We start from the raw sequence: 25,454 nt of genomic DNA on the forward strand, positions 1-25,454 counted from the left end.
CTCCTTGCTCGGGTTGCGGGAAAGCGTGACGCCTCGATGATGCCACAGCCGGTTCGCCCTGACAGGACGGCTTTGGTGGGTGTTGGCAAGCCGCCATGGGGGGCCTCCAACGAAAAAAGCGCCCCCGGAGGGGCGCTTCTGTCATCGGCTCAGGCCGCCGCGCAGGCGGCCATTCGATGTTGCGAGCATCGGAGTCGAAGCTAAGGGTATCAGGCTTCCTGGGTGACGGGAATCACGTTGGAAGCGGCGTTCTGATACTCCTCGATCTCGTGGAAGTTCATGTAACGATAGATCTCGCCGGCCATGGCGTCGAACTCGCCCATGTAGCGGCGGTACTCGTCGACGGTGGGCAGGCGACCTTCCACGGCGGCCACGGCCGCCAGCTCCGCGGAGGCGAGGTACACGTTGGCACCGTCACCGAGGCGGTTCGGGAAGTTGCGGGTCGAGGTGGAGACCACGGTTGACTTGGCGGCCACGCGTGCCTGGTTGCCCATGCACAGCGAGCAGCCCGGCATCTCCATGCGCGCACCGGCGCGGCCGTAGATGCCGTAGTAGCCTTCCTCGGTCAGCTGATGCTGGTCCATCTTGGTGGGCGGGGCCAGCCACAGGCGGGTCTTCAGGCTGCCGGCCGGCTGCTTCTCGAGCAGCTTGCCCGCGGCGCGGAAGTGGCCGATGTTGGTCATGCACGAGCCGATGAAGACTTCGTCGATCTTCTCGCCGGCCACTTCGGAGAGCAGGCGGGCATCGTCCGGGTCGTTCGGGGCGCAGAGTACCGGCTCCTTGAGCTCCTCGAGGTCGATCTCGATGACCTCGGCGTACTCGGCGTCCTTGTCGGCGCGCATCAGGCTCGGGTTGGCCAGCCACTCCTCCATGCCCTGGATGCGGCGCTCGATGGTACGGCGGTCGCCGTAGCCGTTGGCGATCATCCACTTGAGCAGGGTGATGTTGGACTTCAGGTACTCGCTCACGCTCTCCTCGGAGAGGGTGATGGTGCAGCCCGCGGCGGAGCGCTCGGCAGAGGCGTCGGAGAGTTCGAAGGCCTGCTCGACGGTGAGGTCCTCGAGGCCCTCGATTTCCAGCACGCGACCGGAGAAGGCGTTCTTCTTGCCGGACTTCTCGACGGTCAAGAGCCCCTTCTGGATGGCGTAGTAGGGGATGGCGTGGACCAGGTCACGCAGGGTGACGCCGGGCTGACGCTTGCCCTTGAAGCGCACCAGCACGGACTCCGGCATGTCCAGCGGCATCACGCCGGTGGCGGCGGCGAAGGCCACCAGGCCCGAGCCTGCCGGGAAGGAGATGCCCAGCGGGAAGCGGGTGTGGGAGTCGCCGCCGGTGCCGACGGTGTCGGGCAGCAGCATGCGGTTCAGCCAGCTGTGGATGATGCCGTCGCCCGGACGCAGGGAGACGCCGCCGCGGTTCATGATGAAGTCGGGCAGGGTGTGGTGGGTGTCCACGTCGACCGGCTTCGGGTAGGCGGCGGTGTGACAGAAGGACTGCATCACCAGGTCGGCCTGGAAGCCGAGGCAGGCGAGGTCCTTGAGCTCGTCACGGGTCATCGGGCCGGTGGTGTCCTGGGAGCCCACGGTGGTCATCTTCGGCTCGCAGTACATGCCCGGGCGCACGCCCTCCATGCCGCAGGCCTTGCCGACCATCTTCTGGGCCAGGGTGTAGCCCTTGCCGGTATCGGCGGGCTGCTCCGGCAGGCGGAAGACGTCGGAGGCGGGCAGGCCAAGCGACTCGCGCGCCTTGGTGGTCAGGCCGCGGCCGATGATCAGCGGGATACGGCCACCGGCGCGCACCTCGTCGAGGATCACCTGGGTCTTGAGTTCGAAGGTGGTCAGCACCTCATCGGTGCCGTGCTTGCACACCTTGCCCTGGTAGGGGTAGACGTCGATGACGTCGCCCATCTCCATCTTGGAGACGTCCATCTCCACGGGCAGGGCACCGGAATCTTCCATGGTATTGAAGAAGATCGGGGCGATCTTGCCGCCGAAGCAGAAGCCGCCGGCGCGCTTGTTGGGCACGTAGGGGATGTCGTCGCCGAAGAACCACAGCACCGAGTTGGTGGCGGACTTGCGCGAGGAGCCGGTGCCGACCACGTCGCCGACGTAGGCGACCGGGAAGCCCTTGGCCTTCACTTCCTCGATCTGCTTCAGCGGGCCGGTGGTGCCGGGTACTTCGGGGCTGATGCCGTCACGCTCGTTCTTGAGCATGGCGTTGGCGTGCACCGGGATGTCGGGGCGCGACCAGGCGTCCGGGGCCGGGGAGAGGTCGTCGGTGTTGGTCTCGCCCGGCACCTTGAAGACGGTCAGGGTGATCTTCTCTTCCAGGGCGGGTTTGGAGAGGAACCACTCGGCGTCGGCCCAGGACTGGATGACGTCCTTGGCCACGGCGTTGCCGGCCTTGGCACGCTCTTCCACGTCGTGGAAGGCGTCGAACATCAGCAGGGTGTGCTTGAGCTGCTCGCCCACTTCCTTGGCAAGCTCGGCGTCGTCCAGCAGCTCGACCAGGGAGACGATGTTGTAGCCGCCCTGCATGGTGCCCAGCAGCTTCACCGCGTGGATCCGGTCGATCAGCGGCGACTCGGCCTCGCCCTTGGCGATGGCGGTGAGGAAACCTGCCTTCACGTAGGCGGCCTCGTCAACACCCGGCGGAACGCGGTTGGTGATCAGGTCGAGAACAAACTCCTCTTCGCCTGCCGGCGGAGCCTTCAGCAGCTCGACCAGGGCGGCGACCTGCTCGGCGTTCAGCGGCTTCGGCGGCACGCCCTCGGCGGCGCGTTCCTCGACATGTTGGCGATAGGCTTCAAGCACGGTGTGGCCCTCATTGCTAGTGGAGCCAGAGTGACGCGAATCGGCACCATCCTCGCCGAAACATGCCTCTGGCACGGGAATCGGGGGTGCAAATACCCCCATCCAGGATGGCCGCGATTCTACGCGAGACTGTCGACAATGTTAAGCAAGCCCCGTCCCATGGGGCCTAGCACTTTGGTCGGCGCCATGTGGGTCGGGTTACACAGGTGAGGAGCAAGAGGGCGCCGGCGATGGCCGGCGCCAGTTCATCAGCCGCGTTCGGCGACGAAGGTGTCGAAGGCCTCCAGGGCCTGGGCGGCGGTGGTATAGGCGGGGCCACCGCCCATGTAGATGCACACGCCGATCATCTCCATCACTTCCTCGCGGGTGGCACCCAACTCGGCCGCGGCCTTGGCGTGAAAGGCGATGCAACCGTCACAGCGCAGGCTGATCCCGATGGCGAGGGCCATCAGTTCCTTGTGCTTGTGGGAGAGGGCCGCGTCCTTGTTGGCCCCCTTGGCCATCTGGGTGAAGCCCTTGACGACGTCGGGGTTGCCCTTGCCGACTTCCTGCATCAGGGCAGACAGGTCCTGGGTGGTCTTCTTCCAATCCTTGTGCATGGGGGATCTCCTGGGTGAGTGGCGGAGTATATAACTAAACAATTTATCGATAGATTGAAATTACCACTCCCCGGGAGCCTCGATATTGTCACGGGTCAAGTCGCCGCCTCGACACCCAGACTTCGGGCGGCAAGACCGCCGTGCCTGCTAAGGTTCAATCAGGGCCTGGCTGGGAGGTGGAAATGATAGGCAACCTGTTCGAGGGGATTCCCGACCGCCTTCCCGAAGAGCGTTTCGAGGAACTCGTCAGAGGGGATTCAGTGATGGTGGAGCGCATCGTCTCCCGGGGGCATACCTCGCCCGAGACCGGCTGGTACGACCAGCCGCGCCACGAGTGGGTGCTGGTGCTCAAGGGCCGCGGCGTGGTCGCCTTCGAGGACGGCGAGAAGGTCTCGCTCGGTCCGGGGGACCACCTGCTGATTCCCGCCCACCGACGGCACCGGGTCGCCTGGACCGACCCGGACGAGGCGACTGTGTGGCTAGCGGTGCACTACGATTGATCCGGACTTAGGGAGGCCACCATGGAGACGGTCCCACGCACGCTTCGTCGCATCCTGCTGCTGCTCGCCCTGGCTCTGCCGGTGGCGGCCTGGCAGCTGTGGCTGGCGCCGGCCCGGGAGACGCGCCAGGCCTGGAGCGGTAACCTGATCGAGACGACCCGCAGCCCCAGGCTGCTGCGCCTCGACGCACCGGGCACGCACCGCCGCCCCAGGGACTACCACCATGTGTGGCATGTCGACCTGGACGGTGGCGGGGTCCGGGAGGTGGAGGTGCCCCACCGGCTCTGGCACCACGGCGAGCCGGGCCTGCCGGTGGTGAAGCGCCGCGGCGAGCGCTGGCCCGAGATCGACACCGACGAATATCGCGACCAGCAGCGGCGCAACCGGGAGGGGACCCGGCGAGTGCTCGAGGTGCTGACCGGGCAGTAGTGCCCGGACCCGGGGTATAGGACAATGGCGCCCGCAATGATCGACAGGGAGAATGGCGCCATGGGAAGTCCATCACGAACGGAGGCGCGTCGGGCCGAGGCTCCAGCACGGCAGCATCGTCTGCCTGCCGGTCACCCCGAGGCGACCTCGCCATGCTGCTGCTGATGGCGCTCTATGTGCCGGCGAGCCTGGCGGCGGCGCTCCTCTACGGCCTCGACAAGGCGGCGGCGCGGCGCGATCGCCGCCGCATTCGCGAGTCGACCCTGCACCTGGTGGCCCTGGCGGGAGGCTGGCCGGGGGCGCTGCTGGCGCGGCGCGCCTTCCGTCACAAGACCCGCAAGCAGCCCTTCGGCGCCATCCTGTGGGGCTGCGTGGCGGTGAATGTTGGCCTGGTGGCGTGGCTGGCCACGGCGGAGGCCTGCGCGGGCCTGCGTCGGCTGGCGGGCCTCGGGTAGTCGGCTTGTCGTCTTGCCACGGCTTTATCCTGACTCGCCACTGGGAGGAGACCCCCCGGGGCACCGAGGTCACCCTGTGGCTTGCCACCGACCAGGGGCCGCTGCTGGTGCGCCTGCCGGTTCAGACATCGGTGGCCTTCCTGCCCGCCGAGCAGCGAGCCCAGGCCGAGGCGCTGCTGGCCGGCGAGCCCGGCGTGACGCTGCGCGAGCTCGAGCTGCGCGACTTCCAACACCGCCCCGTGCTCGGCCTCTACTGCGAACAGTACCGCCAGCTGCTCCGGCTCGAGCGGCGCCTGGGGGAGGCCGGCCTTGCGCTCTACGAGGCCGATATCCGCCCGCCGGAGCGCTATCTGATGGAGCGCTTTATCACCGCCGCCGTCGAGGTCACGGGCAAGGTAGATGGACAGGGCGGCCTAGCCGAGGCGCGCCTGCGCCCGGCCCCGGCCTATCGCCCGCGGCTGCGCACGGTGTCGCTGGATATCGAGACCAGCGGCCGAGGCGAGCTCTATTCCATCGCTCTTGAGGGGTGCGGGCAGCGCCAGGTCTATATGCTGGGGCCGGCCAACGGCGGGGAGGGCGATCACGACTTTGCGCTCGAGTACTGCGCGAGTCGCGCCGAGCTGCTCAGGCGCCTCAACGCCTGGTTCGCCGAGCATGATCCCGACGCCATCATCGGCTGGAACCTGGTGCAGTTCGACCTGCGGGTGCTGCGCGACCATGCCGAGCGGCTCGGCGTGCCGCTCAGGCTCGGCCGCGGTGGCAGCGAGCTCGAATGGCGCGCCCACGGCCATCAGCCCAACCACTTCTTCGCCGCGGCCGCCGGGCGGCTGATCATCGACGGCATCGAGGCGCTGCGCTCGGCCACCTGGCACTTTCCCTCCTTCAGCCTGGAGAACGTGGCCCGGGAACTGCTCGGCGAGGGCAAGGCGATCGACAACCCCTACCAGCGCCTGGACGAGATCCTGCGCATGTTCGCCGAGGACAAGCCGGCGCTGGCCCGCTACAACCTCAAGGACTGCGAGCTGGTCACGCGGATCTTCGCCAGGGCCGAACTGCTGAACTTCCTGCTCGAGCGGGCCGCGGTGACCGGTCTGCCCGCCGACCGCAGCGGCGGCTCGGTGGCTGCCTTCACCCATCTCTACCTGCCGCGGCTGCACCGCCTGGGCCTGGTGGCGCCGAGTCTGGGCGAGGGAGAGGGTGCCGAGAGCCCCGGCGGCTTCGTCATGGATTCCCGCCCCGGCCTCTACGATTCGGTACTGGTGCTAGACTTCAAGAGCCTCTACCCCTCGATCATCCGCAGCTTCCTGATCGACCCGGCGGGGCTGGTGGAGGGGCTCGCCGACCCCTCGGACGCCGCCTCGGTGCCGGGCTTTCGCGGCGCGCGCTTCTCGCGCACCCGCCACGCCCTGCCGGCCATCGTCGAGGGGGTGTGGGCCGGGCGCGAGGCCGCCAAGCGTGCCGGCAATGCGCCGCTCTCCCAGGCGCTCAAGATCATCATGAACAGCTTCTACGGGGTGCTGGGCTCCAAGGGGTGCCGCTTCTTCGATGCGCGGCTGGCTTCCTCGATCACCATGCGCGGCCACGCCATTATGCACCGCACCCGGGAGCTGATCGAGGGCGAAGGGTATACCGTTATCTACGGCGACACCGACTCCACCTTCGTCTGGCTGGGGCGCCCCTGCGAGGAAGCGGAGGCGGCCGCGATCGGCCATCGGCTGGTGGAACAGGTCAACGCCTGGTGGCGCGAGCACCTGGCCGAGGCGTATGGCCTCGCGAGTGCCCTGGAGCTGCAGTTCGAGACCCACTACCGGCGCTTTCTGATGCCCACCATCCGCGGCGCCGAGGCGGGCAGCAAGAAGCGCTATGCGGGGCTGGTGCGGGACGCGGAGGGCCAGGAGCGGCTTGTGTTCAAGGGGCTCGAGACGGTGCGCACCGACTGGACGGAGCTTGCCAAGGCGTTCCAGCAGGAGCTCTACCGGCGGGTCTTCACCGGCGAGCCCTGGCGGGAGTACGTGCGCGACTACGTTCAGGCCTTCCTGGCGCGGGCCCGGTCGGGGGAGTTCGACGAGCGGCTGGTCTATCGCAAGCGGCTGCGCCGGCGCCTGGACGACTACCGCCGCAACGTGCCGCCCCACGTGCGGGCGGCCAGGCTCGCCGATGCCGAGAACGACCGCCTCGGGCGGCCGCGCCAGTACCAGCACGGCGGCTGGATCCGCTACGTGATGACCCTGGCCGGCCCCGAGCCCCTGGAGGCACACCACTCGCCGATCGACACCGACCACTACCTGACCCGCCAGCTCCAGCCGGTGGCCGATGCCATCCTGCCCTTCGTCGGCGACGACTTCGCCAGCCTGGTCGACCGCCAGCTGGGGCTGTTCTGAGATGGAATGGCCGTCAGGTTGGATGTCAGGGAACGATCAGGATGCCTCCGCCGGCGAGCAGCGCCACCACCGCCCAGGCGGGCAGCTTCCAGACGCTGAGCAGCAGGAAGCCGGTCAGCGCCAAGGCGAATTCCCGGGGGCCGATGATGGCGCTGGTCCACACCGGGTGGTAGAGGGCCGCGCCCAGGATGCCCACCACGGAGGCGTTGGCACCGCGCATCAGCGCCTGGGCGCTGTCCCAGCGGCGGAAGCGGTTCCAGTGAGGCAGTACCGCCACCAGCAGCAGCAGCCCCGGCAGGAAGATCATGACCAGCGCCAGGGCGGCGCCGAACAGGCTGCCGCCGAGCGGCCCCGTCACCGCGCCCCCCATGACTGAACCCAGGTAGGCGGCGAAGGTGAACAGCGGCCCGGGCACGGCCTGGGCGGCACCGTAGCCCGCCAGGAAGTCATCGGGGCTGACCCAGCCGGACTGCACCACCTCGGCCTCGAGCAGCGGCAGCACCACGTGACCGCCACCAAACACCAGGGCGCCGGCGCGATAGAAGGCGTCCATCATCGCCAGGGTGGCGGAAGGCGAGGCCCAGGCCAGCAGCGGCAGGCCGATCAGCAGGGCGACGAAGGCGATCCCCGCCAGCTGGCCGGCGCGGGCCGACACCGGCAGCGACAGCGGCTGCACCTCGGTCTCGGCGTGGGCGCGGCAGAGCGCCATGCCGGCCAGGGCGCCGATGGTGATGGCGGCCACCTGGCCCAGGGGGCCGCTCACCAGCACCACGGTGAAGACCGCGGCCAGGGCGATGCCGGCGCGCTGCCGGTCGGGGCAGAGGCTTTTCGCCATGCCCCACACCGCGTGGGCGACGATGGCCACCGCGGTCACCTTGAGGCCGTGGATGATCCCCTGGCTGACGGGGCCATCGAGCATGGCGGCGCCCAGGGCGAACAGCACCAGCACGATGGCCGAGGGGAGAGTGAAGGCCGCCCAGGCCGCCAGCGCCCCCCAGGGGCCGCCCCGCAGCAGCCCCAGGGCGAAGCCCACCTGGCTGCTGGCGGGCCCGGGCAGGAACTGGCAGAGCGCCACCAGGTCGGCATAGGCCCGCTCGGTGAGCCAGCGGCGACGCTCGACGAACTCGGTGCGAAAGTAACCGAGGTGGGCGATCGGGCCGCCGAAGGAGGTCAGGCCCAGCAGCAGGAAGGCGTGGAAGACTTCACGAATGCGCCCCGCCGGGCGCGGTTCCTGGTTCATCGGTCGGATTCCTTGTCGGCGTGTCGGGAGGGCGGGCCATGGTGCACCATGACAGTGACACTCCCGTGACCTATGGCAAATGTCGATTGCGGATGGCGTTTCAATGGCCAGAGCCCTGAGGCTGGAGGGCAGACCTCTCGGTGGGCGGCAGGGTGGCATGCCGCCCGAACTGCAACTCGGCCAGGTGGCGATAGAGCGGGCTCGACGCCATCAGCTCCGCGTGGCGGCCGGCGGCCACCAGCCGGCCCTCGTCCAGCACCAGCAGGCGGTCCGCGGCCACCACCGTGGCCAGGCGGTGGGCGATCACCAGGCTCGTGCGCCCCACCATCAGCCGGTCCAGGGCCTGCTGCACCAGCCGCTCGCTCTCGGCGTCCAGGGCGCTGGTGGCCTCGTCCAGCAGCAGCACCCGCGGGTCCTTGAGCAGCGCCCGGGCAATGGCCAGGCGCTGGCGCTGCCCGCCCGAGAGCTGCACCCCGCCCGGGCCGAGGGGGGTATCGAACCCCTGTGGCAGCGCCTCGATGAAGGCCAGGGCGTTGGCGTCCCGAGCCGCGCTGCGCAGGGTCTCCAGGTCCGCCTCGGGGTCGCCGTAGCGCAGGTTGTCGGCCACGCTGCCGGTGAACAGCACCGGCTCCTGGGCCACCAGGCCCAGGGCCGAGCGCAGCGCCCCGGGGTCGAGCTCGCGCAGGTCGATGCCGTCGAGGCGCAGGATGCCGGCGTCGGGGTCATGGAAGCGAAGCAGCAGGGCGAGCAGGGTGCTCTTGCCGGCCCCGGAGGGTCCCACCAGCGCTACCCGTTCACCCGGTTGGATGGTCAGGTCGAATCCCGCCAGCGCCGGGGTTTCCCGCCCCGGATAGGTGAAGCGCACGCCTTCGAAGCGCAGCTCCCCAGCGAGAGGCTCGGGCAGCGGCACCGGATGCGCCGGCGGCGCGATGGCCGGCCGGGTATCGAGCAGCTCCAGCAGGCGTTCCGCGGCGCCCGCGGCACGCTGGACGTCGCCGGCCACCTCGGCCAGGGTCGCCACGGCACCGGCTGCCAGCACCGCATAGAAGACGAAGGCCGAGAGCTCGCCGGCGGTCATGGTGCCGGCCAGCACCGCCTGGCCGCCCTGCCACAGCATGATGCCCACCGCTGCAAAGACCGCCAGCATGGCGATGCCGGTCAGCCAGGCGCGCTGGCGGGTGCGCTCGATGGCGCTTGCGAAGGCCTCCTCGACGCGCCCCGCATAGTCACGCCGGTCGAGCCCCTCGTGGGTGAAGGCCTGAACGGTGCGGATGCCGGAGAGCGCCTCGTCGGCATAGCGGCCCAGCTCCGCCACCCGGTCCTGGCTGGCGCGGGAGAGCCTCCGCACCCGCCGCCCGAACCACAGGATCGGCAGCACGGTGGCGGGAATGCCCAGCAGGACGATGGCCGAGAGCCAGGGCTGGGTCACCAGCATCAGCGCCACGGCGCCGATGAGCATCAGCAGGTTGCGCAGTGCCAGGGAGACCGAGGAGCCGAACAGGCTCTGCAGCACGCTGGTATCGGCGGTGAGCCGCGAGGTGATCTCGCCGGCGGCCTGGCCGGGTGCCTGGGCGCTCTCGAAGAAGCCGGGCTCGAGGGTCAGCAGGTGGTCGAAGACCCGGCGGCGCAGGTCGGCGGCCAGCCGCTCGCCGATCCAGGTCACCAGGTAGTAGCGCAGCGCCGAGGCCAGGGCCAGCACCGTCACCACGCCGAGCATCAGCCCGAGGGCCTGGCCCAGCGCCGCGCTGTCGGCGGCCATGAAGCCGCGGTCGACCACCAGGCGCAGCCCCTGGCCGAGCAGCAGCACGCTGCCTGAGGCCGCGAGCAGCGCCAGGGCCGCCAGGGCCAGTCGCCATCGATAGGGGGCCAGCAGGCCCAGCAGGCGCAGCAGCACGCGCGGGTCGGGGCGTGAACTCATTGCGGATCTCGGCAGGCGGAAGAGGGAGATAGCATGTGCCGAGGATGGCCGTCCGGCAAGGGCCTCGCAGGGCATGGCAGGCAGCGTGGCCGGCGGCGCGATGCGGTGACGCTTGAAGGGGGAGGGGGCAGGCGCCATAGTCGAACCCAGTGACCCCCGACCCGGAGCCCCCATGTCCGACTCCCTGACCCTCGGCTGCCCGCACTGTGGCGCCATCAACCGCGTCAGTCAGGCGCGCCTGCACGACGGTCCGAAGTGCGGCCGGTGCAAGCAGGCGCTGTTCACCGGCGAGCCGGTCGAATTGACGTCGGCCAACTTTCGCGCCCTGGTGGAGCGCAGCGAGCTGCCGGTGGTGGTGGACTTCTGGGCCGCCTGGTGCGGCCCCTGCAAGATGATGGCGCCGATCTTCGCCGAGGCGGCTCGCGAGCTGGAGCCGCGCATGCGCTTCGCCAAGCTCGATACCGAGGCCCAGCAGCCCCTGGCCGGGCGCTTCGGCATCCGCAGCATTCCCACCCTGATCGTGTTCAGGAACGGCCAGGAGGTGGCTCGTCAGCCGGGATTGCTACAGGGGCCTCAGCTTCGTCAGTGGCTATCTCCGCATCTGGCATAGCGGCTAGCTCCGGCAGCCACAGCGTGGTGGGGAAGTCAAAGTGCCTGCCCTTCGGGGGGGAGCCGGCCACCACCACGCGGTTGCGGCCGCGCGCCTTGCCGGCATAGAGGGCCCGGTCGGCGCGCAGCAGCACAGGGTCAAGGCGTGACTCTCCAGGCGCGATCTGGCTGATGCCCACGGTGACACTCAGCTGGGCCTGCTGGCCCAGCATCGGCAGCGCCAGGCCGCTGACCCTGCGGCGCAGCCGCTCGCCCACGGCCGCCGCGGTGGCGAGGTCGGCCAGCGGCAGCACGATCACGAACTCCTCGCCGCCGTAGCGGCCGAGAATGTCGCACTCCCTCAGCACCGACCGACAGCAGCCGGCCACGCTGGTGAGCACCATGTCGCCTACGGCATGGCCGTGGAGGTCGTTGAGCCGCTTGAACAGGTCCACATCGACCATGCAGATCGACAGCGGCGTGCCGTCGCGCCGGGCACGACGCAGCTCCTGGCCGGCCAGTTCGAAGACATGCCGCCGATTGGCCACGCCGGTCAGGCCATCGGTACAGGCCATGTAGCGCAGGCGTGCCTCCAGTTCCTTGCGTTCGCGGATCTCCTCCTTGAGGCGGCGATTGATATGCCGCTCTTCCAGCAGGAGTGCGAACTGCTCGCGCTTGAGGCGCTTGAGATGGAGGATCGTCAGCCAGCCCAGCAGATTGACGAACAGCAGCAGCAGCAGGCTGGTCATCACCAGCATCGGTGGCAGGCTGGAGCCCACCAGCGAAACGGTCAGGAAACCGACCAGCAGATAGGCGTTGCCGACCAGCATCCAGGGCAGCCGGTTGGGGAGGAAGAGGTAGAACGCCATGCTCGCCACCACCAGGGAGGCGACGTGGATGCCGGTATGGATGGGGCGCAGCAGGATGGTCATCAGTATGACGGAGAGGCACAGCAGGCTGACCAGGTTGATGGGCAGCACCCGGTGGGCCACCGCCGGCCTGCGCCACACCGCCAGCGCTACGGCCAGGCAGGCGGCCACGGTGGCCAGGCGAGCGATGAGCAGGGTGGCGAAGTCCCCCCCGAGCCCCAGCACGCTGTAGTCCGCCACGGCGAAGGCCAGGAAGAGCCCGGCGATCAGGCACAGTGCCAGGCGCAGCTGGCAGGCGTGGTGTGCCAGGATCGAGCGCTTGAACAGTGCCTCCAGTGCCGGGTCCCTGAACTCCGCCTGCCAGTTCAGCAGACCTGCTTCTCCGACCAGTTGCCGCATGCCAGATGCCTCGCGTACCGGGCTCGTCACGAGCACCGTGGCCTCATCGCTTGGTTATCTGGTGCAGCTTGGCCCTGAAAGCCCGGGGCTGCCAGCGGTGGACGGCAAGTGCCAGCAATTGCCTACATTGGCTGTAAGCCATCGCCTACAGAGGGAGGATGAGAGCGCTCAGCCCTGGCGCTTGAGCTGTTCCCTCAGCTGCTTGGGTACCTGCTTGATGATCAACCGGTCGGTGGCCTCGTCATACTCCACGCTGGAGCCCAGCAGGTGGGAATCGAAGCTGATCGAGACCCCCGCGGCGCGGCCGGTGAAGCGGCGAAACTGGTTGAGGGTCTTGCGGTCTGGCGGGATCTCCGGAGAGAGGCCGTAGTCGGCATGACGAATGTGGTTATAGAAGGCCCTGGGCTGCTGCTCATCGAGCACCTCCGAGAGCTCCTCCAGGGTGATGGGCTCGCCGCGGCTGGCCTGGTCGCTGGCATAGTCGATCAGCGCAGACGTCTTTTCGCGGCTCGCTTCCTCGGCCAGGTCCTCCTTCTCCACGTAGTCGCTGAACGCCTTGAGCAGGGTGCGCGTCTCGCCGGAGGCGTCCACGCCATCCACGGCGCCGAGCAGGGCGGCAAACCCTTCGGCCAGGGCCTTGCCTCCCCGGTCGCGGGTCCAGGAGAGGTACTGTCGCGAGTCTCCGGCCTGCCACTGGGCGAGGTCGATGCGGGCCGCCAGGCTCATCTGGGCCAGGTTGAGCTGGCGGGCCGGCACCAGGGCCAGCTGCGGGTCCACCGCGAAGCCTTCGCGGTGGTGGAGCAGGGCGAGGGTGAGGAAGTGCCCGTCACCGAATCGGGTCTCCAGCACGACCAGGTCACCGGATACCGAGAGGTGGGCATCGAGCAGGGTGGTCAGGCGCTCGCCGATGGCCCGGGTCAGGGCGACGAAGTCGCGGCCATCGGCCAGGTAGTCGGCCAGCTCCGCGGCCAGCGGCGACGCCTGTTCGGTGCCTTCAACGGCGAAGTGGCCCCACGCCTTGCCCTTGCCGTGGTAGGCCTTGTTGAGTCCCTCCAGCAGGGCGTCCAGGGTATCGGTGTGGGGCAGCGTCGCCTCGGCCGCGACCAGCCTGGCCGTGGCGTCACCGGGTTTCTCGATACGATGGACGATGGCGTTGAGGATCGGCATGGGGCCTCCTGCGAGAGTGGGCGAGGGCGGCGATGATACCCGGCCGGCTCGCGAGTCGATACCCGATCACGGCTTGAGCCGGTACCCCGTGCGGAAGATCCGCTCCACCACCGCGAGTGCCGCGGTCAGGAACAGCAGGATCATGGCGAGGCTGATCACCGGGCTGACGTCGCTGATGCCGTAGAAGCTCCAGCGGAAGCCGCTGACCAGGTAGACCACCGGGTTGGCCAGGGTCACCGCCTGCCAGAAGGGCGGCAGCATGTCGATGGAGTAGAAGGTGCCGCCGAGGAAGGTGAGTGGGGTGATCACCAGCAGCGGCACCAGCTGCAGCTTCTCGAAGCCGTCGGCCCAGATGCCGATGATGAAGCCCAGCAGGCTGAAGGTGACCGCGGTGAGCAGCAGGAAGAGCACCATCATCAGCGGATGCGCGATGGAGTAGGGCACGAACAGCCGCGCGGTGGCCAGCACGATCAGCCCCAGGACGATGGACTTGGTGGCCGCCGCCCCCACGTAGCCGAGCACGATCTCCCAGTAGGAGATGGGCGCCGAGAGGATTTCGTAGATCGATCCCGAGAAGCGCGGGAAGAAGATCCCGAAGGAGGCGTTGGAGACGCTCTGGGTCAGCAGCATCAGCATGATCAGCCCGGGCACGATGAAGGCGCCGTAGCTCACGCCGTTGACCTCGCTGATCCGCGTGCCGATGGCCGCGCCGAACACCACGAAGTAGAGCGAGGTGGAGATCACCGGCGAGACGATGCTCTGCAGTACGGTGCGCAGGCTGCGCGCCATCTCGGCGAGATAGAGGGTCTTCACGGACTGCAGGTTCATGCCGTCTCCTTGACCAGGCTGACGAAGATCTCCTCCAGGGAGCTCTGGCGGGTGTGCAGGTCCTTGAAGCCGATGCCGGCGGCCTCCAGGTCGGCGAGCAGCTCGGCGATGCCGGCCTGGTCCTCGTCGGGTTCGTTGGCATCGTAGGTGTAGACCAGGGCGTGGCCCTCCTCGGCCAGGGCCAGCCCGTGGCGGGCGAGGGCGTCGGGCAGCGTCGCCAGGGGCTCGCGCAGGTGCAGGGTCAGCTCCTTGCTGCCGAGCTTGCGCATCAGGGCGTGCTTCTCCTCCACCAGCACCAGTTCGCCGCGGCGGATCACGCCGATGCGGTCGGCCATCTCCTCGGCCTCCTCGATGTAGTGGGTGGTGAGGATGATGGTCACGCCGTTGTCGCGCAGCTGGCGCACCACCTCCCACATGTCGCGGCGCAGCTCCACGTCGACCCCGGCGGTGGGCTCGTCCAGGAACAGGATCTCCGGCTCGTGGGCCAGGGCCTTGGCGATCAGCACCCGGCGCTTCATGCCGCCGGAGAGGGTGATCAGGCGGTTGTGGCGCTTCTCCCACAGCGACAGCGAGCGCAGCACCGCCTCGATATGGGCCGGGTCCTTGCCCTTGCCGAAGAGCCCGCGGCTGAAGCTGACGGTGTCCCACACGGTGACGAAGGCCTCGTTGGTCAGCTCCTGGGGCACCAGGCCGATCCGCTGCCGGGCGGCGCGGAAGTCGCGGACGTTGTCGTGTCCGTCCACCAGCACCCGCCCCGAGGTGGCATTGACCAGGCCGCAGATCACGCTGATCAGGGTGGTCTTGCCCGCCCCGTTGGGGCCCAGCAGGGCGAAGATCTCGCCCCGCCGGATCTCGAGGTTGACCTCCCTGAGGGCCTCGAAGCCGCCGGCATAGGCCTTCGAGAGCCGCTCGACCGCGATGACCGGGGAATCACTCATGCCTGGCTCCTGTGGCGGGTTCGATGATGCCCTCCATCCTAGCGCGACTCTCCGTATGATACAGGGCTTGTACAAGAAAAAAGCCGCGCAGGGTGGCCCATGCGCGGCGTCATCCAGCACGGCAGGCGATCAGCTGCGGCTGGTGATCTCCAGCAGGTGGTAGCCGAATTGGGTCTTCACCGGGCCGTGCACCTTGTTCAGCTCGCCGGAGAAGACCACCTCGTCGAACTCGCGGACCATCTGGCCCGGGCCGAAGCTGCCGAGGTCGCCGCCCTGGCGGCTGGAGGGGCAGGTGGAGTTCTCGCGGGCCACCTCGGCGAAGTCGCGACCGCCCTCGATCTCGGCCTTGAGGGCCTCGCACTTCTCCTTGCTGTTCACCAGAATATGACGCGCGGTTGCCTTGGCCATGGAAGTCTCCTGAAGGTTGGCTCTCGGGGGCCGGCGGGGGCGCCGGCCGGTCACGGCGAGGATAGCATGACCCTGCCCCGGGGGCAGGCCGCAACCCCGGCTCAGCCCCCCAGCCCGATGCTGAGTCGCAGGGCCTGCAGGCCATCCAGTTCCAGGCGGACCTCGTCCGAGAAGAGCGGATGGCCGAGCACGCGAACGTCGAGGGTGGCCTCGGCGCCGCGATAGCGGATGCCGACGGCGACCTGTGCCGCCTGGCTCACCGGCGCGAGCAGCCCGTAGTCGAGGCTCTGCACCTCGATGGCCGTCAGCCCGCGGGCCTCCAGCTGCTCCTCGATGGCCTGCCGGGCGGCATGGCCGTAATAGACATAAAGGCCGGCGTAGGCCAGGCCGGCGAGCATGGCGAGAGTGAAGACGAAGCGGCCCATGGCATCCTCCCTGTGGGCAACGATGGAATCCCGATTGCGCGTTATATCACACCGCCGGGCACCATGCCGGGCGGCGGCCGTCGTGTCACAATCATGTCTCAATGGCGGGGCGTCACCCCCCGCAGCGATGATCGAGGGAGGCGAGCATGAGCGAGGCGGTGTCGAACGGGGCGGGCATTCCGGTGGGGATCAGTGCCTGCCTGATGGGCGAGCAGGTGCGTTACAACGGCGGCCACAAGCGGTCGCGCTACTGCCTGGAGGTGCTCGGTGAGCGCTTCGCCTTCGAGCCCTTCTGTCCGGAGCTGGCGGCGGGGCTCGGCGTGCCCCGGGAGCCCATCCGCCTGGTGGGCGCGCCCGGCGAGGCGCCCCGGGTGGTGGGCACCGTGGACCCCGGCCTCGACGTCACCGACAGGCTGGCGGCGGTGAGCGATGAGTTCATCGCGCGCCATCGTCACCTGCGAGGCTTCATCCTGATGAAGGGCTCCCCGAGCTGCGGGCTCGAGCGGGTCAAGGTCTATGGCGCCAACGGCATGCCCAGTCACTCCGACGCCGGCGCCTTCGTGCGGGCGCTGAAACGCCACTTCCCGACGCTGCCGCTGGAGGAGGAGGCGCGCATGAACGACGCCGTGCTGCGCGAGAACTTCATCACCCGGGTCTACGCCCTCGACGACTGGAAGCGCCACGTGGAGGCGCACCCCAGCTACCACCAGCTGCTGCAGTTCCACAGCCGCCAGAAATACCTGCTGATGGCCCATCACGTGGAGGCCTATCGCGAGCTCGGTCGCTACCTGGCCGAGGCCCACGCCCGCCCCCTGGCGGAGGCGATGGACCACTACCTGCAGCGCTTCATGGCGGCCCTGGCCCGCCCCGCCACCCGCAAGACCCACACCAACGCCCTGATGCACGTCTTCGGCTACCTCAAGGAGGCCCTGGACGGCGAGACACGCCAGGGCCTGCTCGCCGCCATCGAGGAGTATCGCCAGGGGCATGTGGCTCTGGCGGTGCCGATCCGCCTGCTGGCGCACTACCTGAAGCGCCACGGCTCGGAGTATATCCGCCGCCAGACCTACCTGGACCCGCACCCCTATGAGCTGGGGCTGCGCAATGCCATCTGACCCCTTGCCCATGACGCACCTCGAACGCTTCACCGGCCTGGCCGAACGGTTGGCCGAATGGCAGTCGCTGTGGCGCTGCCTGCCCTTCCAGCACCCGCGGCTGCCCTGGCAGGCGCGCTGGCCGGGGCTTGCCGAGGCGCTGCTGGCGCTCACTGACGCCGAGGTGGCGCGTCTGCAGGAGGACCCCTTCACGGACTCCCCCCTGGCCGCCTGGCTGCCCGTGGATGAGCTGGCTTGGCTGGTGGCCCTGCCGGCGATGGCGGAGCAGGGCGGGGTACTGGCCGAGGAACTGCCCGAGGCCTGGGGAGAACAGGTGGGGGGGCGCAAGTGGCGCCAGGTACAGGCCTTTCTGCCCCAGGTCGAGGTCGCTCAGGCCGAGTCGCTGGTGGAGTGGTGCGCCGGCAAGGGGCACCTGGCCCGGGCCCTGTCGCGGCATCATGGCATCGAGGTGACCGCCCTGGAGTGGCAGCCGGCGCTGTGCGAGGCGGGCCGCGCCCTGGCCCAGCGGCAGGGCGCTCGGGTGACGCTGCGGGAGCAGGACGTCATGGCCGAGAACGCCGCGGCGTGGCTGGACGACCGGACACGGGTGGCGGCGCTGCACGCCTGCGGCGACCTGCATCGTCGGCTGCTCACGCTCGCCGCGGCGGCGGGCAGTGCCGTGACCCTGGCGCCCTGCTGCTACCAGCGCACCGCGGACGACCGCTACCGGCCGCTTTCCACCAGGGGGCGCGCCCTCGCCGAGGCCCGGGGCCTGGTGCTCGAACGGGATGACCTGGCTCTGGCCGTGCAGGAGACGGTCACCGCCCCCCGTGGCGTGCAGCGCCACCGGGAGCGGGCCGGCGCCTGGCGCCTCGGCTTCGATCGGCTGCAGCGCGAGGTGCGCGGTGTCGATGCCTACCTGCCGGTGCCGAGCCTCGCCTACGGCCAGATGCCCGAGACCTTCGAGGGCTTCTGCCACTGGGCGGCGCAGCAGAAGGGCATCGCGCTGCCCGCGGGGGTCGACTGGCGCGCCCACGAGGACGCCGGCTGGCGGCGCCAGCGGGAGGTCGCCCGTCTGGAACTCGCCCGCCACCTCTTCCGCCGCCCCCTGGAGGTGTGGCTGGCGCTGGATCGTGCGGCCTTCCTGGAGGAGGCCGGCTATGCGGTGGAGCTCGGCACCTTCTGTCCCCGGGAGCTCACCCCTCGCAACCTGGTGCTGCGCGGGCGCAAGCGTTGAAACGCCGACCGCTGCGGCGCGGTTTCCTCGCTGCCCCGGCTCGGTCAAAGTGTAGCCCTGAGGCCTGGTCGGAAGCAGGGATGACATCATGAGAGGCGTGGGACTCGGCATCAGCGCGCTGCTGTTGGCCGCGGCAGTGGGGGTGGCGCTGTGGCCAGCGGGGGACAGGCCCGGGCGGGAGCCGCCGCGCCTGGACGTCGAGCTCGACCGCGAGGCCCTGGCCGGGCGGCGCGGGGCACTGCTCGACGAGATCGTCTTCCTGCGCGAGACCGATATCGGCCGGGTCACCGGGCTGATCGAGTCGGGCAGTCACCAGCTCTTCAGCCAGGGGATCTCGAGCCCCACGGTGGTCAACCGGCTGCGCGACTCCGTCCATGCCGATCATGACCTGGCCTTCGGCACCTCCAGCGAGCTGACCCTCAACCCCGCCGGGCCGGTCCTTGCCGACGGCAGCCTCAACCCCTTCGCCCTGCCCGAGATCCGCGAGGCGCTCAACTGGCTGATCGACCGTCGCCACGTGGCCGAGGAGCTCTATGGCGGCCTGGCCGTGCCGCGCACCTTGCCGCTCTCCACCGCCTTTCCCGACTACTCGCGGCTCGCCGAGGTGGCCCGGGCGCTGGAGCTCTACTATGCCCACGACCCCGAGCGGGCCCGCGCCGCCATCGATGCCGGCATGCTTGAGCTGGGCGCCGAGTGCGAGGGCGGGCGCTGGACCTGGCGCGGCGAACGGGTGCGCCTGCGCCTGCTGATCCGCACCGAGGACGAGCGCCGCCGGGTGGGGGACTATCTCGCCAACCTGCTGCAGGAACTCGGCTTCGAGGTGGAACGGCGCTACCGCACCGCCGAGGAGGCCTCGCGGCTGTGGATCGCCACGGATCCCGCCGCCGGCCACTGGCACCTCTATACCGGCGCCTGGATCTCCATCGTGATCCAGCGTGACCAGGCCGACAACTTCAGCTTCTACTACACCCCCCGCGGGCGCGCCGAGCCGCTGTGGCAGGCCTACCGCCCTGCGCCCGAGTTCGATGCGCTCGCCGATCGGCTGTCGCGGCGCGACTACCGAAGCTGGGAGGAGCGCCAGGCGATGATGACCGAGGCCCTGGCGCTGGCCCTGGCGGACTCCTCGCGGGTGTGGCTGGTGGACCAGCTCAACGCCTCGGCGCGGGCCGCCAACGTCGAGGTGGCCGCGGACCTTGCCGGCGGCGTCTCCGGCTCCGCGCTGTGGCCCTACACCCTGCGCTACACCGACCGCCTCGGCGGTCGCATGGTGGTGGGGCTGCCGGGGCTGCTGGGCGAGCCCTGGAATCCGGTGGCCGGCAGCAACTGGGCTTTCGACCGCATGATCACCCGCGCCACCCAGGACCCCGTGGTGCTGCCCGATCCCTACACCGGGCTCTACCACCCCCAGCGCATCGCCCGCGCCGAGGTGGCGGTGGAGCAGGGCGTGCCGGTGGAGCAGACCCTCGACTGGCTGACGGTGACCCGCGAGGCGCAGATCCCGGTGCCCGATGACGCCTGGGTCGACTGGGATGTGCTCTACGGACGCTTCATCACCGCCGAGGAGGCCCACCCCGAGGGGCTCACCGCCCGCACCCGGGTGCGGGTCCACTACGACGATGATCTGTTCGCACATCGCTGGCATGACGGCTCCTGGCTGACGCCCGCGGACTTCGTGCTGCCCTGGATTCTCGACTTCGAGCGCGCAAGCGAGACGAGCCCGCTCTTCGACCCGGCCCACCTGGCCACCTTCGAGGCCTTCCGCCGTCACTTCCGCGGCTGGCGGATCCTCTCCACCGAGCCCCTGGTGATCGAGGTCTACAGCGACCAGATCTTCCCCGATGCCGAGAGCATCGTCGCCGCCCGGGCGCCGAGCCCGCTGCCCTGGCACGTGCTGATGCTGGGCATTCTCGGCGAGCGCCGCGGCGAGCTGGCCTTCTCCTCCAACAAGGCTGATCGCCACCGGGTCGACTGGCTGAGCCTGGTGGCCGGCCCCAGCCTGCCGGCACTGGCACGGTTGCTGGAGCAGGCCAGGGAGGCCAGCGAGCTGCCCCACGAGGTGGCCATGGGCGAGTGGATCGCGCCGGGCGAGCGCGAGCGGCGCCTGGAGGCCCTCGCGGCCTGGCACGGGGCCTTCGGCCACTTCTGGGTGGGCAGCGGACCCTATCGGCTGCACTCGGTGCATCCCGTGGAGGGCAGCGTGGTGCTGCGCCGCTTCGAGGGGTATCGCGACCCCGCCGACCGCTGGCTCGGCCTGAGCACGGCGCCCATTCCTGAACTGGTGCTCGATGGCCCCCTGGTAGTGGAGGCGGGAGGCCCGAGGGCTCGCAATGGCCTGGCGGCCGGCGGCGCGGAGGGGCACGAGGCCGCCGAGTTTCGCCTCAGCCTGACCGTGGAGGGCGAGCCCTATCCCGAGGCCGACGTCCAGGAGGTGAGCTACCTGCTGTTCGACGGCCAGGGGGCGCTTGCTCATCGCGGCGAGGCCAGGCCGCTGGGCGACGGCGAGTGGCGGGTGCTGCTGGACGCCGAGGCCCTGGCGGCCCTCGGCAGCGGCGCCAATAGCCTGGAGCTGGCCGTGATCAGCCGGCGGGTGGCGCTGCCGGCCTTCGCCTCCCATGTGTTTGCCACCGTGCCATTCGGCGAGGAGGTGCCCCGATGACCCCCGAATCCTCGACCGAACCGCGGCGGCCCTCCCTGCGTCGCGCCCGCCTGCGCGACCTGCGTCATCTGCTGCTCTTCGCCCTGGGGCGTCTCGTCGCCCTGCTGGCCACGGTGCTGGTGGGGGTCTACCTGACCATCGTGGTGGCCAACATGGGCGGGCAGGTGGATGAGCTGCGCCTGGTGCAGATCAGGAGCGAGGTGGTCGAGACGGTGCGCGCCGACCCGGCCTTCTTCGACATGCCCGGCGAGGAGCGCAACGCCCTGGTGGCACGCCAGGTGGCCCTGGAGGTGGAGCGGCTGCGCCTCGACCAGCCCTTCGTGGTGCGCAGCCTCGACTACCTGAAGCGGGCCATGAGCCTGGACCTGGGGCGCGCCGAGCAGATGCACAGCGATCGCGGCTCCCGGGAGGTGCGCGACATCATCACCGAGCGGCTGCCGGCGACCCTGCTGCTGTTCGGCACCGCCAACCTGCTGGTCTTCTTCACCGCGGTGTTCGCTGCCCTCTCGCTGTCTCGGCGCTACGGCAGCGCCCTGGACCGTACGGTGATCGCGCTGGCGCCGAGCTCGGCGGCACCGGGCTGGTTCTACGGCATCTTCCTGATCCTGCTGCTGGCCTTCCTGTTCCCGTTGCTGCCCGCCGGGGGCATGGTCACCGCGCCGCCGCCGGAGGGCCGGCTCGCGTACGCGGCGAGCCTTGCGCGCCACATGCTGCTGCCGGTGGCCGCCATGTTCCTCTCCTCGATCTTCGTCTCCATCTACTCCTGGCGCACCTTCTTCCTGATCCACTCCAGCGAGGACTACGTGGAGATGGCCCGCGCCAAGGGGCTCTCGTCGCGGCGCATCGAGCGTCGCTACATATTGCGCCCGGCGCTGTCGCCCATCATCACCAGCTTCATGCTGATGCTGATCGGCCTGTGGAGCGGGGCGATCATCCTCGAGCAGGTGTTCAACTGGCCCGGGCTCGGCTCGCTGCTGTTCCAGGCCATCGGCCACCGCGATACGCCGGTGATCATCGGCGGGGTGGTGATCTTCGCCTACCTGCTGGCGGCGACCGTGTTCCTGCTCGATATCCTCTATGCGCTGCTCGACCCGCGGGTGCGGGTAAAGGGAGGCCGCCGATGAGTGCCGCGACAGAGCGCAGGGGCTGGCGGGAGCTGGCCCGCTACCCCTCGGCGCTGCTGGGCGTCCTGATCATTCTGCTGCTCGGCGCCGTGGCCCTCGCCACGCCGCTGGTGATTCCCTACGGCGAGGCCCTGGAGCGCTGGCGGGGCAGCGAGATGTGGCAGCGTCACCCGGTCAACGCCTCGCCGGCCTGGGTCGACCGCCTGCGCGGCGGCAACGCTGCCCGCACCCTGACGGTGGCCAGCCATGCCGCCGAGGTCGAGGAGGTGCCCTTTCCGGGCGGGCGGCGGCTGCAGATCCCGCTGGAATTCGACTACGCCTACGGGGGCTTTCCCAGCGAGATCAATCTCTTCCTCGCCGCAGAGGGGCACGCTCGCGCGCCCTTCGTGCGGCTCACCTGGGAGGCCCCGGACGGCCGCGAGGTGGCCCTGGGCGGCTATCGGGTCGGCCGCCAGGAGCGCGTCTCGATCTCCCAGGACCGCGGCCTCGAGCGGCGGCTGGGTGGCCTGGCGCCCCATATCGGCCTGCTGAGCGCCCCCCTGGTGGAGGGGGAGCCCGAGGTGCTGAAGGGCAGCTATCGGCTGCTGCTCGATGCGGTGGTGTTCGACGAGCAGGCCGGGCTCGAGGCCGAGTTGGTGCTCTACGGCCGGGTCCACGGCATCGCCGGCACCGACCACCAGCGCCGCGACCTCAGCCTGGCGCTGCTGTGGGGCACCCCGGTGGCGCTTGCCTTCGGGCTGATCGCCGCGGTGGGCACCACCCTGACCACCCTGGTGATCGCCGCCGTGGGGGTCTGGTACCGCGGCTGGGTGGACGCGGTGATCCAGCGCCTCACCGAGGTCAACATGATCCTGCCGGTGCTGCCGATCCTAGTGATGGTGGGCACCCTCTACTCCACCAGCATCTGGCTGATGCTCGGGGTGGTGGTGCTGCTCGGCATCTTCAGCGCCGGCATCAAGACCTACCGCGCCATGCTGCTGCCGATCCGCGAGGCGCCCTACATCGAGGCCGCACTCGCCTACGGGGCCTCGGACCTGCGCATCGTCATGCGCTACATGCTGCCGCGCATCCTGCCGGTGCTGATCCCCACCTTCGTGACCCTGATCCCCACCTTCGTCTTCCTGGAGGCGTCGCTGGCGGTGCTGGGGCTGGGCGACCCCGAGCTGCCCACCTGGGGCAAGGTGCTCAACGACGCCCAGTCCCAGAGCGCGCTCTACAACGGCTACGTCTACTGGGTGGTGGCCCCGGCGATCCTGCTGATGCTCACCGGCCTCGGCTTCGCCATGCTCGGCTTCGCCCTGGACCGGGTCTTCAATCCACGACTGAGGAGCCTGTGATGGCAGGGACGACGGCAGGCGAGACCCTGCTTCGCGTCGAGGAGCTGGCGCTGCACTACCGTACCCGCGGCGGCGCGGTGCGCGCCGTGGACGGGGTGAGCTTCGACGTGAAGCGCGGTGAGGCGCTGGTGATCCTCGGCGAGTCGGGCTGCGGCAAGAGCTCGCTGGCCAGGGCGCTGATGCGCCTGCTGCCGCGCAACCTGGCCCACCATAGCGGCCGGGTCAGCCTGGGCGATGCCCCGATCAGCGAGCTCTCCGACGAGCGCTTTCGCCGCGAGGTGCAGTGGTCGCGCATGGCGCTGGTGATGCAGGCCTCCATGAACGCCCTGAACCCGGTGGTGAAGGTGGGCGAGCAGGTGGCCGAGCCGCTGCGCGAGCTGAAGCGCTGGCCTCGGCGCCGGGCGCTCGAGCGTGCCGCCGAGGTGTTCCAGCGGGTGGGGCTGCCGCTGGACTTCATGGCCCGCTACCCCTTCGAGCTCTCCGGCGGCATGCGCCAGCGGGCGGTGCTCGCCATGGCGCTGGTGGCGGAGCCGGAGCTGGTGATCCTCGACGAGCCCACCTCGGCGCTGGACGTGCTGACCCAGGCGGCGATCATGAACGTGCTGAAGGAGATCAAGGCGCAGCAGGGCACCAGTTTCATCCTGATCACCCACGACGTGGCCACCTCCAGCGAGCTGGCCGATCGGGTGGCGCTGATGTATGCCGGCGAGCTGGTGGAGGCGTGCAGCGCGGCGCGCTTTTTCGCCGAGCCGGCCCACCCCTATTCGCGCCTGCTGATGAAAAGCGTGCCGCGGCTCCACGAGCGCGAGCGCCCGCGGGCCATTCCCGGCCAGCCGCCGAGCCTGCTCGACCCGCCAACCGGCTGCCGCTTCGCCGCGCGCTGCCCCGAGCGCTTCGCCCGCTGCGACGCGTCGCCCTCGGCGTTTGTTCCGGGAGGGGGCGCACGGGAGGCAGCGGGTGAAGGGGCGAGCGAAAGCCGCCATCGGGTGCGCTGCTGGCTGCATGCGCCGAGCGGGGGAGGTGAGCATGGCTGAGACGCCGCTGGTGGAGGCCCATGGCCTGCACACCTGGTTCGAGCTGCGTCAGTGGGGCTTCCTGCGGGTGGGGGCGGTGCGGGCGGTCGACGATGTCAGCTTCACCCTGGCCCGCGGCGAGGCGGTGGCCTTCGTCGGCGAGTCGGGCTGCGGCAAGAGCTCCCTGGTACGAACCCTGCTGGGCCTGCACCGGCCGACCCAGGGCGAGGTGCGCTTCGAGGGGGAATCGCTGGCCGGCCTCAAGGGGGCGGCGCTCAAGGCGTGGCGGGCCCGGGTGGGCTATGTGCAGCAGGACCCTTTCGGGGCGCTGCCGCCCTTCCTGGACGTGCGGCGCATCCTCGCCGAGCCGCTCAAGATCCACGGTGTGACGGATCGCGCCGAGCGCGAGCGGCGCATTCGCGCGGCGCTCGCAGAGGTGCGGCTGACGCCGGTGGAGGAGTTCCTCGGCAAGTTCCCGCATATGCTCAGCGGCGGCCAGCAGCAGCGGGTGGTGATCGCCCGGGCGCTGATCCTCGAGCCGGCGCTGGTGATCGCCGACGAGCCGGTGTCGATGCTCGACGCCTCGGTGCGGGTGGAGATCCTGGAGCTGCTGCGTGGCATCCAGCGCGAGCGGGGGCTGACGCTGGCCTTCGTCACCCACGACCTGGCCACGGTGCGTCACTATGCCGAGCGCATCTTCGTGCTCTATGCCGGCAAGGTAGTGGAGAGCGCCCCGGTGGACGACCTGCTCGACGCCCCCCAGCACCCCTATACTCGGGCCCTTTTGGCCGCACTCTCCGACCCGGACGCCGCCAATGCCACCCGCCTGCGCGAGGTGCCTGTCGGCGAACCGCCGAGCCTGATCGAACCGCCGGACGGGTGTCGCTTCCATCCGCGCTGCCCCCAGGCCATGGCGGGGCTATGCGACCGGGAGGTGCCCCCGGAGTTCATGCCGCGCCCGGACCACGGCGCCGCCTGCTGGCTGCATCAGCCGGGCGGCGAGGGAGAGGCGCAGGCGGCAGGGCCTGGACGATAG

At 69.9% G+C, this 25,454-nt stretch carries 22 protein-coding genes; 12 read left to right on the forward strand and 10 right to left on the reverse strand.

Annotated features, from left to right (window positions below; genetic code table 11):
• Positions 1-209 precede the first annotated feature (209 nt).
• Together acnB and HIR79_RS08925 are read right to left on the reverse strand one after the other, a co-directional pair.
• Positions 210-2,813: a bifunctional aconitate hydratase 2/2-methylisocitrate dehydratase gene (gene acnB, locus HIR79_RS08920; protein ID WP_169958065.1), complete on the reverse strand. Its 2,604-nt coding sequence runs from the start codon at positions 2,811-2,813 to the stop codon at positions 210-212.
• A 248-nt stretch (positions 2,814-3,061) separates the two neighbouring features.
• A complete protein-coding gene (locus HIR79_RS08925; protein ID WP_169958066.1) occupies positions 3,062-3,412 on the reverse strand; it encodes a carboxymuconolactone decarboxylase family protein in 351 nt (116 codons plus the stop codon).
• Between the two features lie 182 nt (positions 3,413-3,594).
• Here HIR79_RS08925 and HIR79_RS08930 point away from each other — a divergent pair, with 182 nt between their 5' ends.
• The 4 genes from HIR79_RS08930 (at position 3,595) to HIR79_RS08945 (ending at position 7,177) form a co-directional block, all read left to right on the forward strand.
• Positions 3,595-3,912, forward strand: a complete 318-nt coding sequence (locus HIR79_RS08930) for a cupin domain-containing protein (protein ID WP_169958067.1) — start codon at positions 3,595-3,597, stop codon at positions 3,910-3,912.
• A 21-nt stretch (positions 3,913-3,933) separates the two neighbouring features.
• Complete coding sequence (locus tag HIR79_RS08935; protein WP_169958068.1) at positions 3,934-4,341, forward strand: hypothetical protein; 408 nt, start codon at positions 3,934-3,936, stop codon at positions 4,339-4,341.
• Between the two features lie 152 nt (positions 4,342-4,493).
• Positions 4,494-4,796, forward strand: a complete 303-nt coding sequence (locus HIR79_RS08940) for a DUF1294 domain-containing protein (protein ID WP_169958069.1) — start codon at positions 4,494-4,496, stop codon at positions 4,794-4,796.
• 5 nt (positions 4,797-4,801) lie between these two features.
• Positions 4,802-7,177, forward strand: a complete 2,376-nt coding sequence (locus HIR79_RS08945) for a DNA polymerase II (RefSeq protein ID WP_169958070.1) — start codon at positions 4,802-4,804, stop codon at positions 7,175-7,177.
• 25 nt (positions 7,178-7,202) lie between these two features.
• Here HIR79_RS08945 and chrA read toward each other — a convergent pair whose 3' ends face one another.
• On the reverse strand, positions 7,203-8,417 hold the full coding sequence (gene chrA, locus HIR79_RS08950) for a chromate efflux transporter (RefSeq protein ID WP_169958071.1): 1,215 nt from the start codon (positions 8,415-8,417) through the stop codon (positions 7,203-7,205).
• Between the two features lie 100 nt (positions 8,418-8,517).
• On the reverse strand, positions 8,518-10,335 hold the full coding sequence (locus HIR79_RS08955) for an ABC transporter transmembrane domain-containing protein (protein WP_169958072.1): 1,818 nt from the start codon (positions 10,333-10,335) through the stop codon (positions 8,518-8,520).
• Positions 10,336-10,507: 172 nt separating this feature from the next.
• Between HIR79_RS08955 and trxC the strand changes: the two genes are divergently transcribed.
• Positions 10,508-10,945: a thioredoxin TrxC gene (trxC, locus tag HIR79_RS08960; protein ID WP_169958073.1), complete on the forward strand. Its 438-nt coding sequence runs from the start codon at positions 10,508-10,510 to the stop codon at positions 10,943-10,945.
• Here trxC and HIR79_RS08965 read toward each other — a convergent pair.
• The 6 genes from HIR79_RS08965 to HIR79_RS08990 form a co-directional block, all read right to left on the reverse strand.
• A complete protein-coding gene (locus HIR79_RS08965) occupies positions 10,860-12,191 on the reverse strand; it encodes a GGDEF domain-containing protein (protein ID WP_169958074.1) in 1,332 nt (443 codons plus the stop codon). The genes trxC and HIR79_RS08965 overlap by 86 nt on opposite strands.
• A gap of 168 nt (positions 12,192-12,359) precedes the next feature.
• The gene (gene yejK, locus HIR79_RS08970) at positions 12,360-13,358 is read right to left on the reverse strand and encodes a nucleoid-associated protein YejK (RefSeq protein WP_169958075.1); all 999 of its coding nucleotides are present in this window, start codon (positions 13,356-13,358) and stop codon (positions 12,360-12,362) included.
• A gap of 66 nt (positions 13,359-13,424) precedes the next feature.
• Positions 13,425-14,186 (reverse strand): ABC transporter permease, encoded by a 762-nt coding sequence (locus HIR79_RS08975; RefSeq protein ID WP_169958076.1) that lies wholly within the window; start codon positions 14,184-14,186, stop codon positions 13,425-13,427.
• A complete protein-coding gene (locus HIR79_RS08980; RefSeq protein ID WP_169958077.1) occupies positions 14,183-15,124 on the reverse strand; it encodes an ABC transporter ATP-binding protein in 942 nt (313 codons plus the stop codon). The genes HIR79_RS08975 and HIR79_RS08980 overlap by 4 nt, the downstream gene beginning before the upstream one ends.
• Before the next feature lie 129 nt (positions 15,125-15,253).
• On the reverse strand, positions 15,254-15,532 hold the full coding sequence (locus HIR79_RS08985; RefSeq protein WP_110070487.1) for a peptidylprolyl isomerase: 279 nt from the start codon (positions 15,530-15,532) through the stop codon (positions 15,254-15,256).
• Positions 15,533-15,633: 101 nt separating this feature from the next.
• The gene (locus tag HIR79_RS08990; RefSeq protein ID WP_110070488.1) at positions 15,634-15,957 is read right to left on the reverse strand and encodes a hypothetical protein; all 324 of its coding nucleotides are present in this window, start codon (positions 15,955-15,957) and stop codon (positions 15,634-15,636) included.
• Between the two features lie 146 nt (positions 15,958-16,103).
• On the opposite strand from HIR79_RS08990, the gene HIR79_RS08995 reads away from it, so the two are divergent.
• From HIR79_RS08995 to HIR79_RS09025, 7 genes are all read left to right on the forward strand, one after another.
• Complete coding sequence (locus HIR79_RS08995) at positions 16,104-17,072, forward strand: YbgA family protein (protein ID WP_169958078.1); 969 nt, start codon at positions 16,104-16,106, stop codon at positions 17,070-17,072.
• Positions 17,073-17,082: 10 nt separating this feature from the next.
• Complete coding sequence (locus HIR79_RS09000; protein WP_249322295.1) at positions 17,083-18,288, forward strand: methyltransferase; 1,206 nt, start codon at positions 17,083-17,085, stop codon at positions 18,286-18,288.
• An 88-nt stretch (positions 18,289-18,376) separates the two neighbouring features.
• Entirely contained in the window at positions 18,377-20,944 is a 2,568-nt protein-coding gene (locus HIR79_RS09005; protein WP_169958079.1) for an ABC transporter substrate-binding protein, read from the forward strand.
• Positions 20,941-22,068, forward strand: a complete 1,128-nt coding sequence (locus tag HIR79_RS09010) for an ABC transporter permease (RefSeq protein ID WP_169958080.1) — start codon at positions 20,941-20,943, stop codon at positions 22,066-22,068. The genes HIR79_RS09005 and HIR79_RS09010 overlap by 4 nt, the downstream gene beginning before the upstream one ends.
• Positions 22,065-23,405: an ABC transporter permease gene (locus HIR79_RS09015; RefSeq protein ID WP_110070491.1), complete on the forward strand. Its 1,341-nt coding sequence runs from the start codon at positions 22,065-22,067 to the stop codon at positions 23,403-23,405. Before HIR79_RS09010 ends, HIR79_RS09015 begins: the two co-directional genes overlap by 4 nt.
• Positions 23,405-24,439 (forward strand): ABC transporter ATP-binding protein, encoded by a 1,035-nt coding sequence (locus HIR79_RS09020; protein ID WP_110070492.1) that lies wholly within the window; start codon positions 23,405-23,407, stop codon positions 24,437-24,439. The genes HIR79_RS09015 and HIR79_RS09020 overlap by 1 nt, the downstream gene beginning before the upstream one ends.
• Positions 24,432-25,454 carry an ABC transporter ATP-binding protein gene (locus HIR79_RS09025; protein ID WP_169958081.1) on the forward strand — a complete coding sequence of 341 codons (1,023 nt, stop codon included), beginning with the start codon at positions 24,432-24,434 and terminating at the stop codon, positions 25,452-25,454. The genes HIR79_RS09020 and HIR79_RS09025 overlap by 8 nt, the downstream gene beginning before the upstream one ends.

The organism is Halomonas sp. PGE1, assembly GCF_013000985.1.
In the GTDB taxonomy this organism is placed as follows: domain Bacteria; phylum Pseudomonadota; class Gammaproteobacteria; order Pseudomonadales; family Halomonadaceae; genus Halomonas; species Halomonas alkalicola.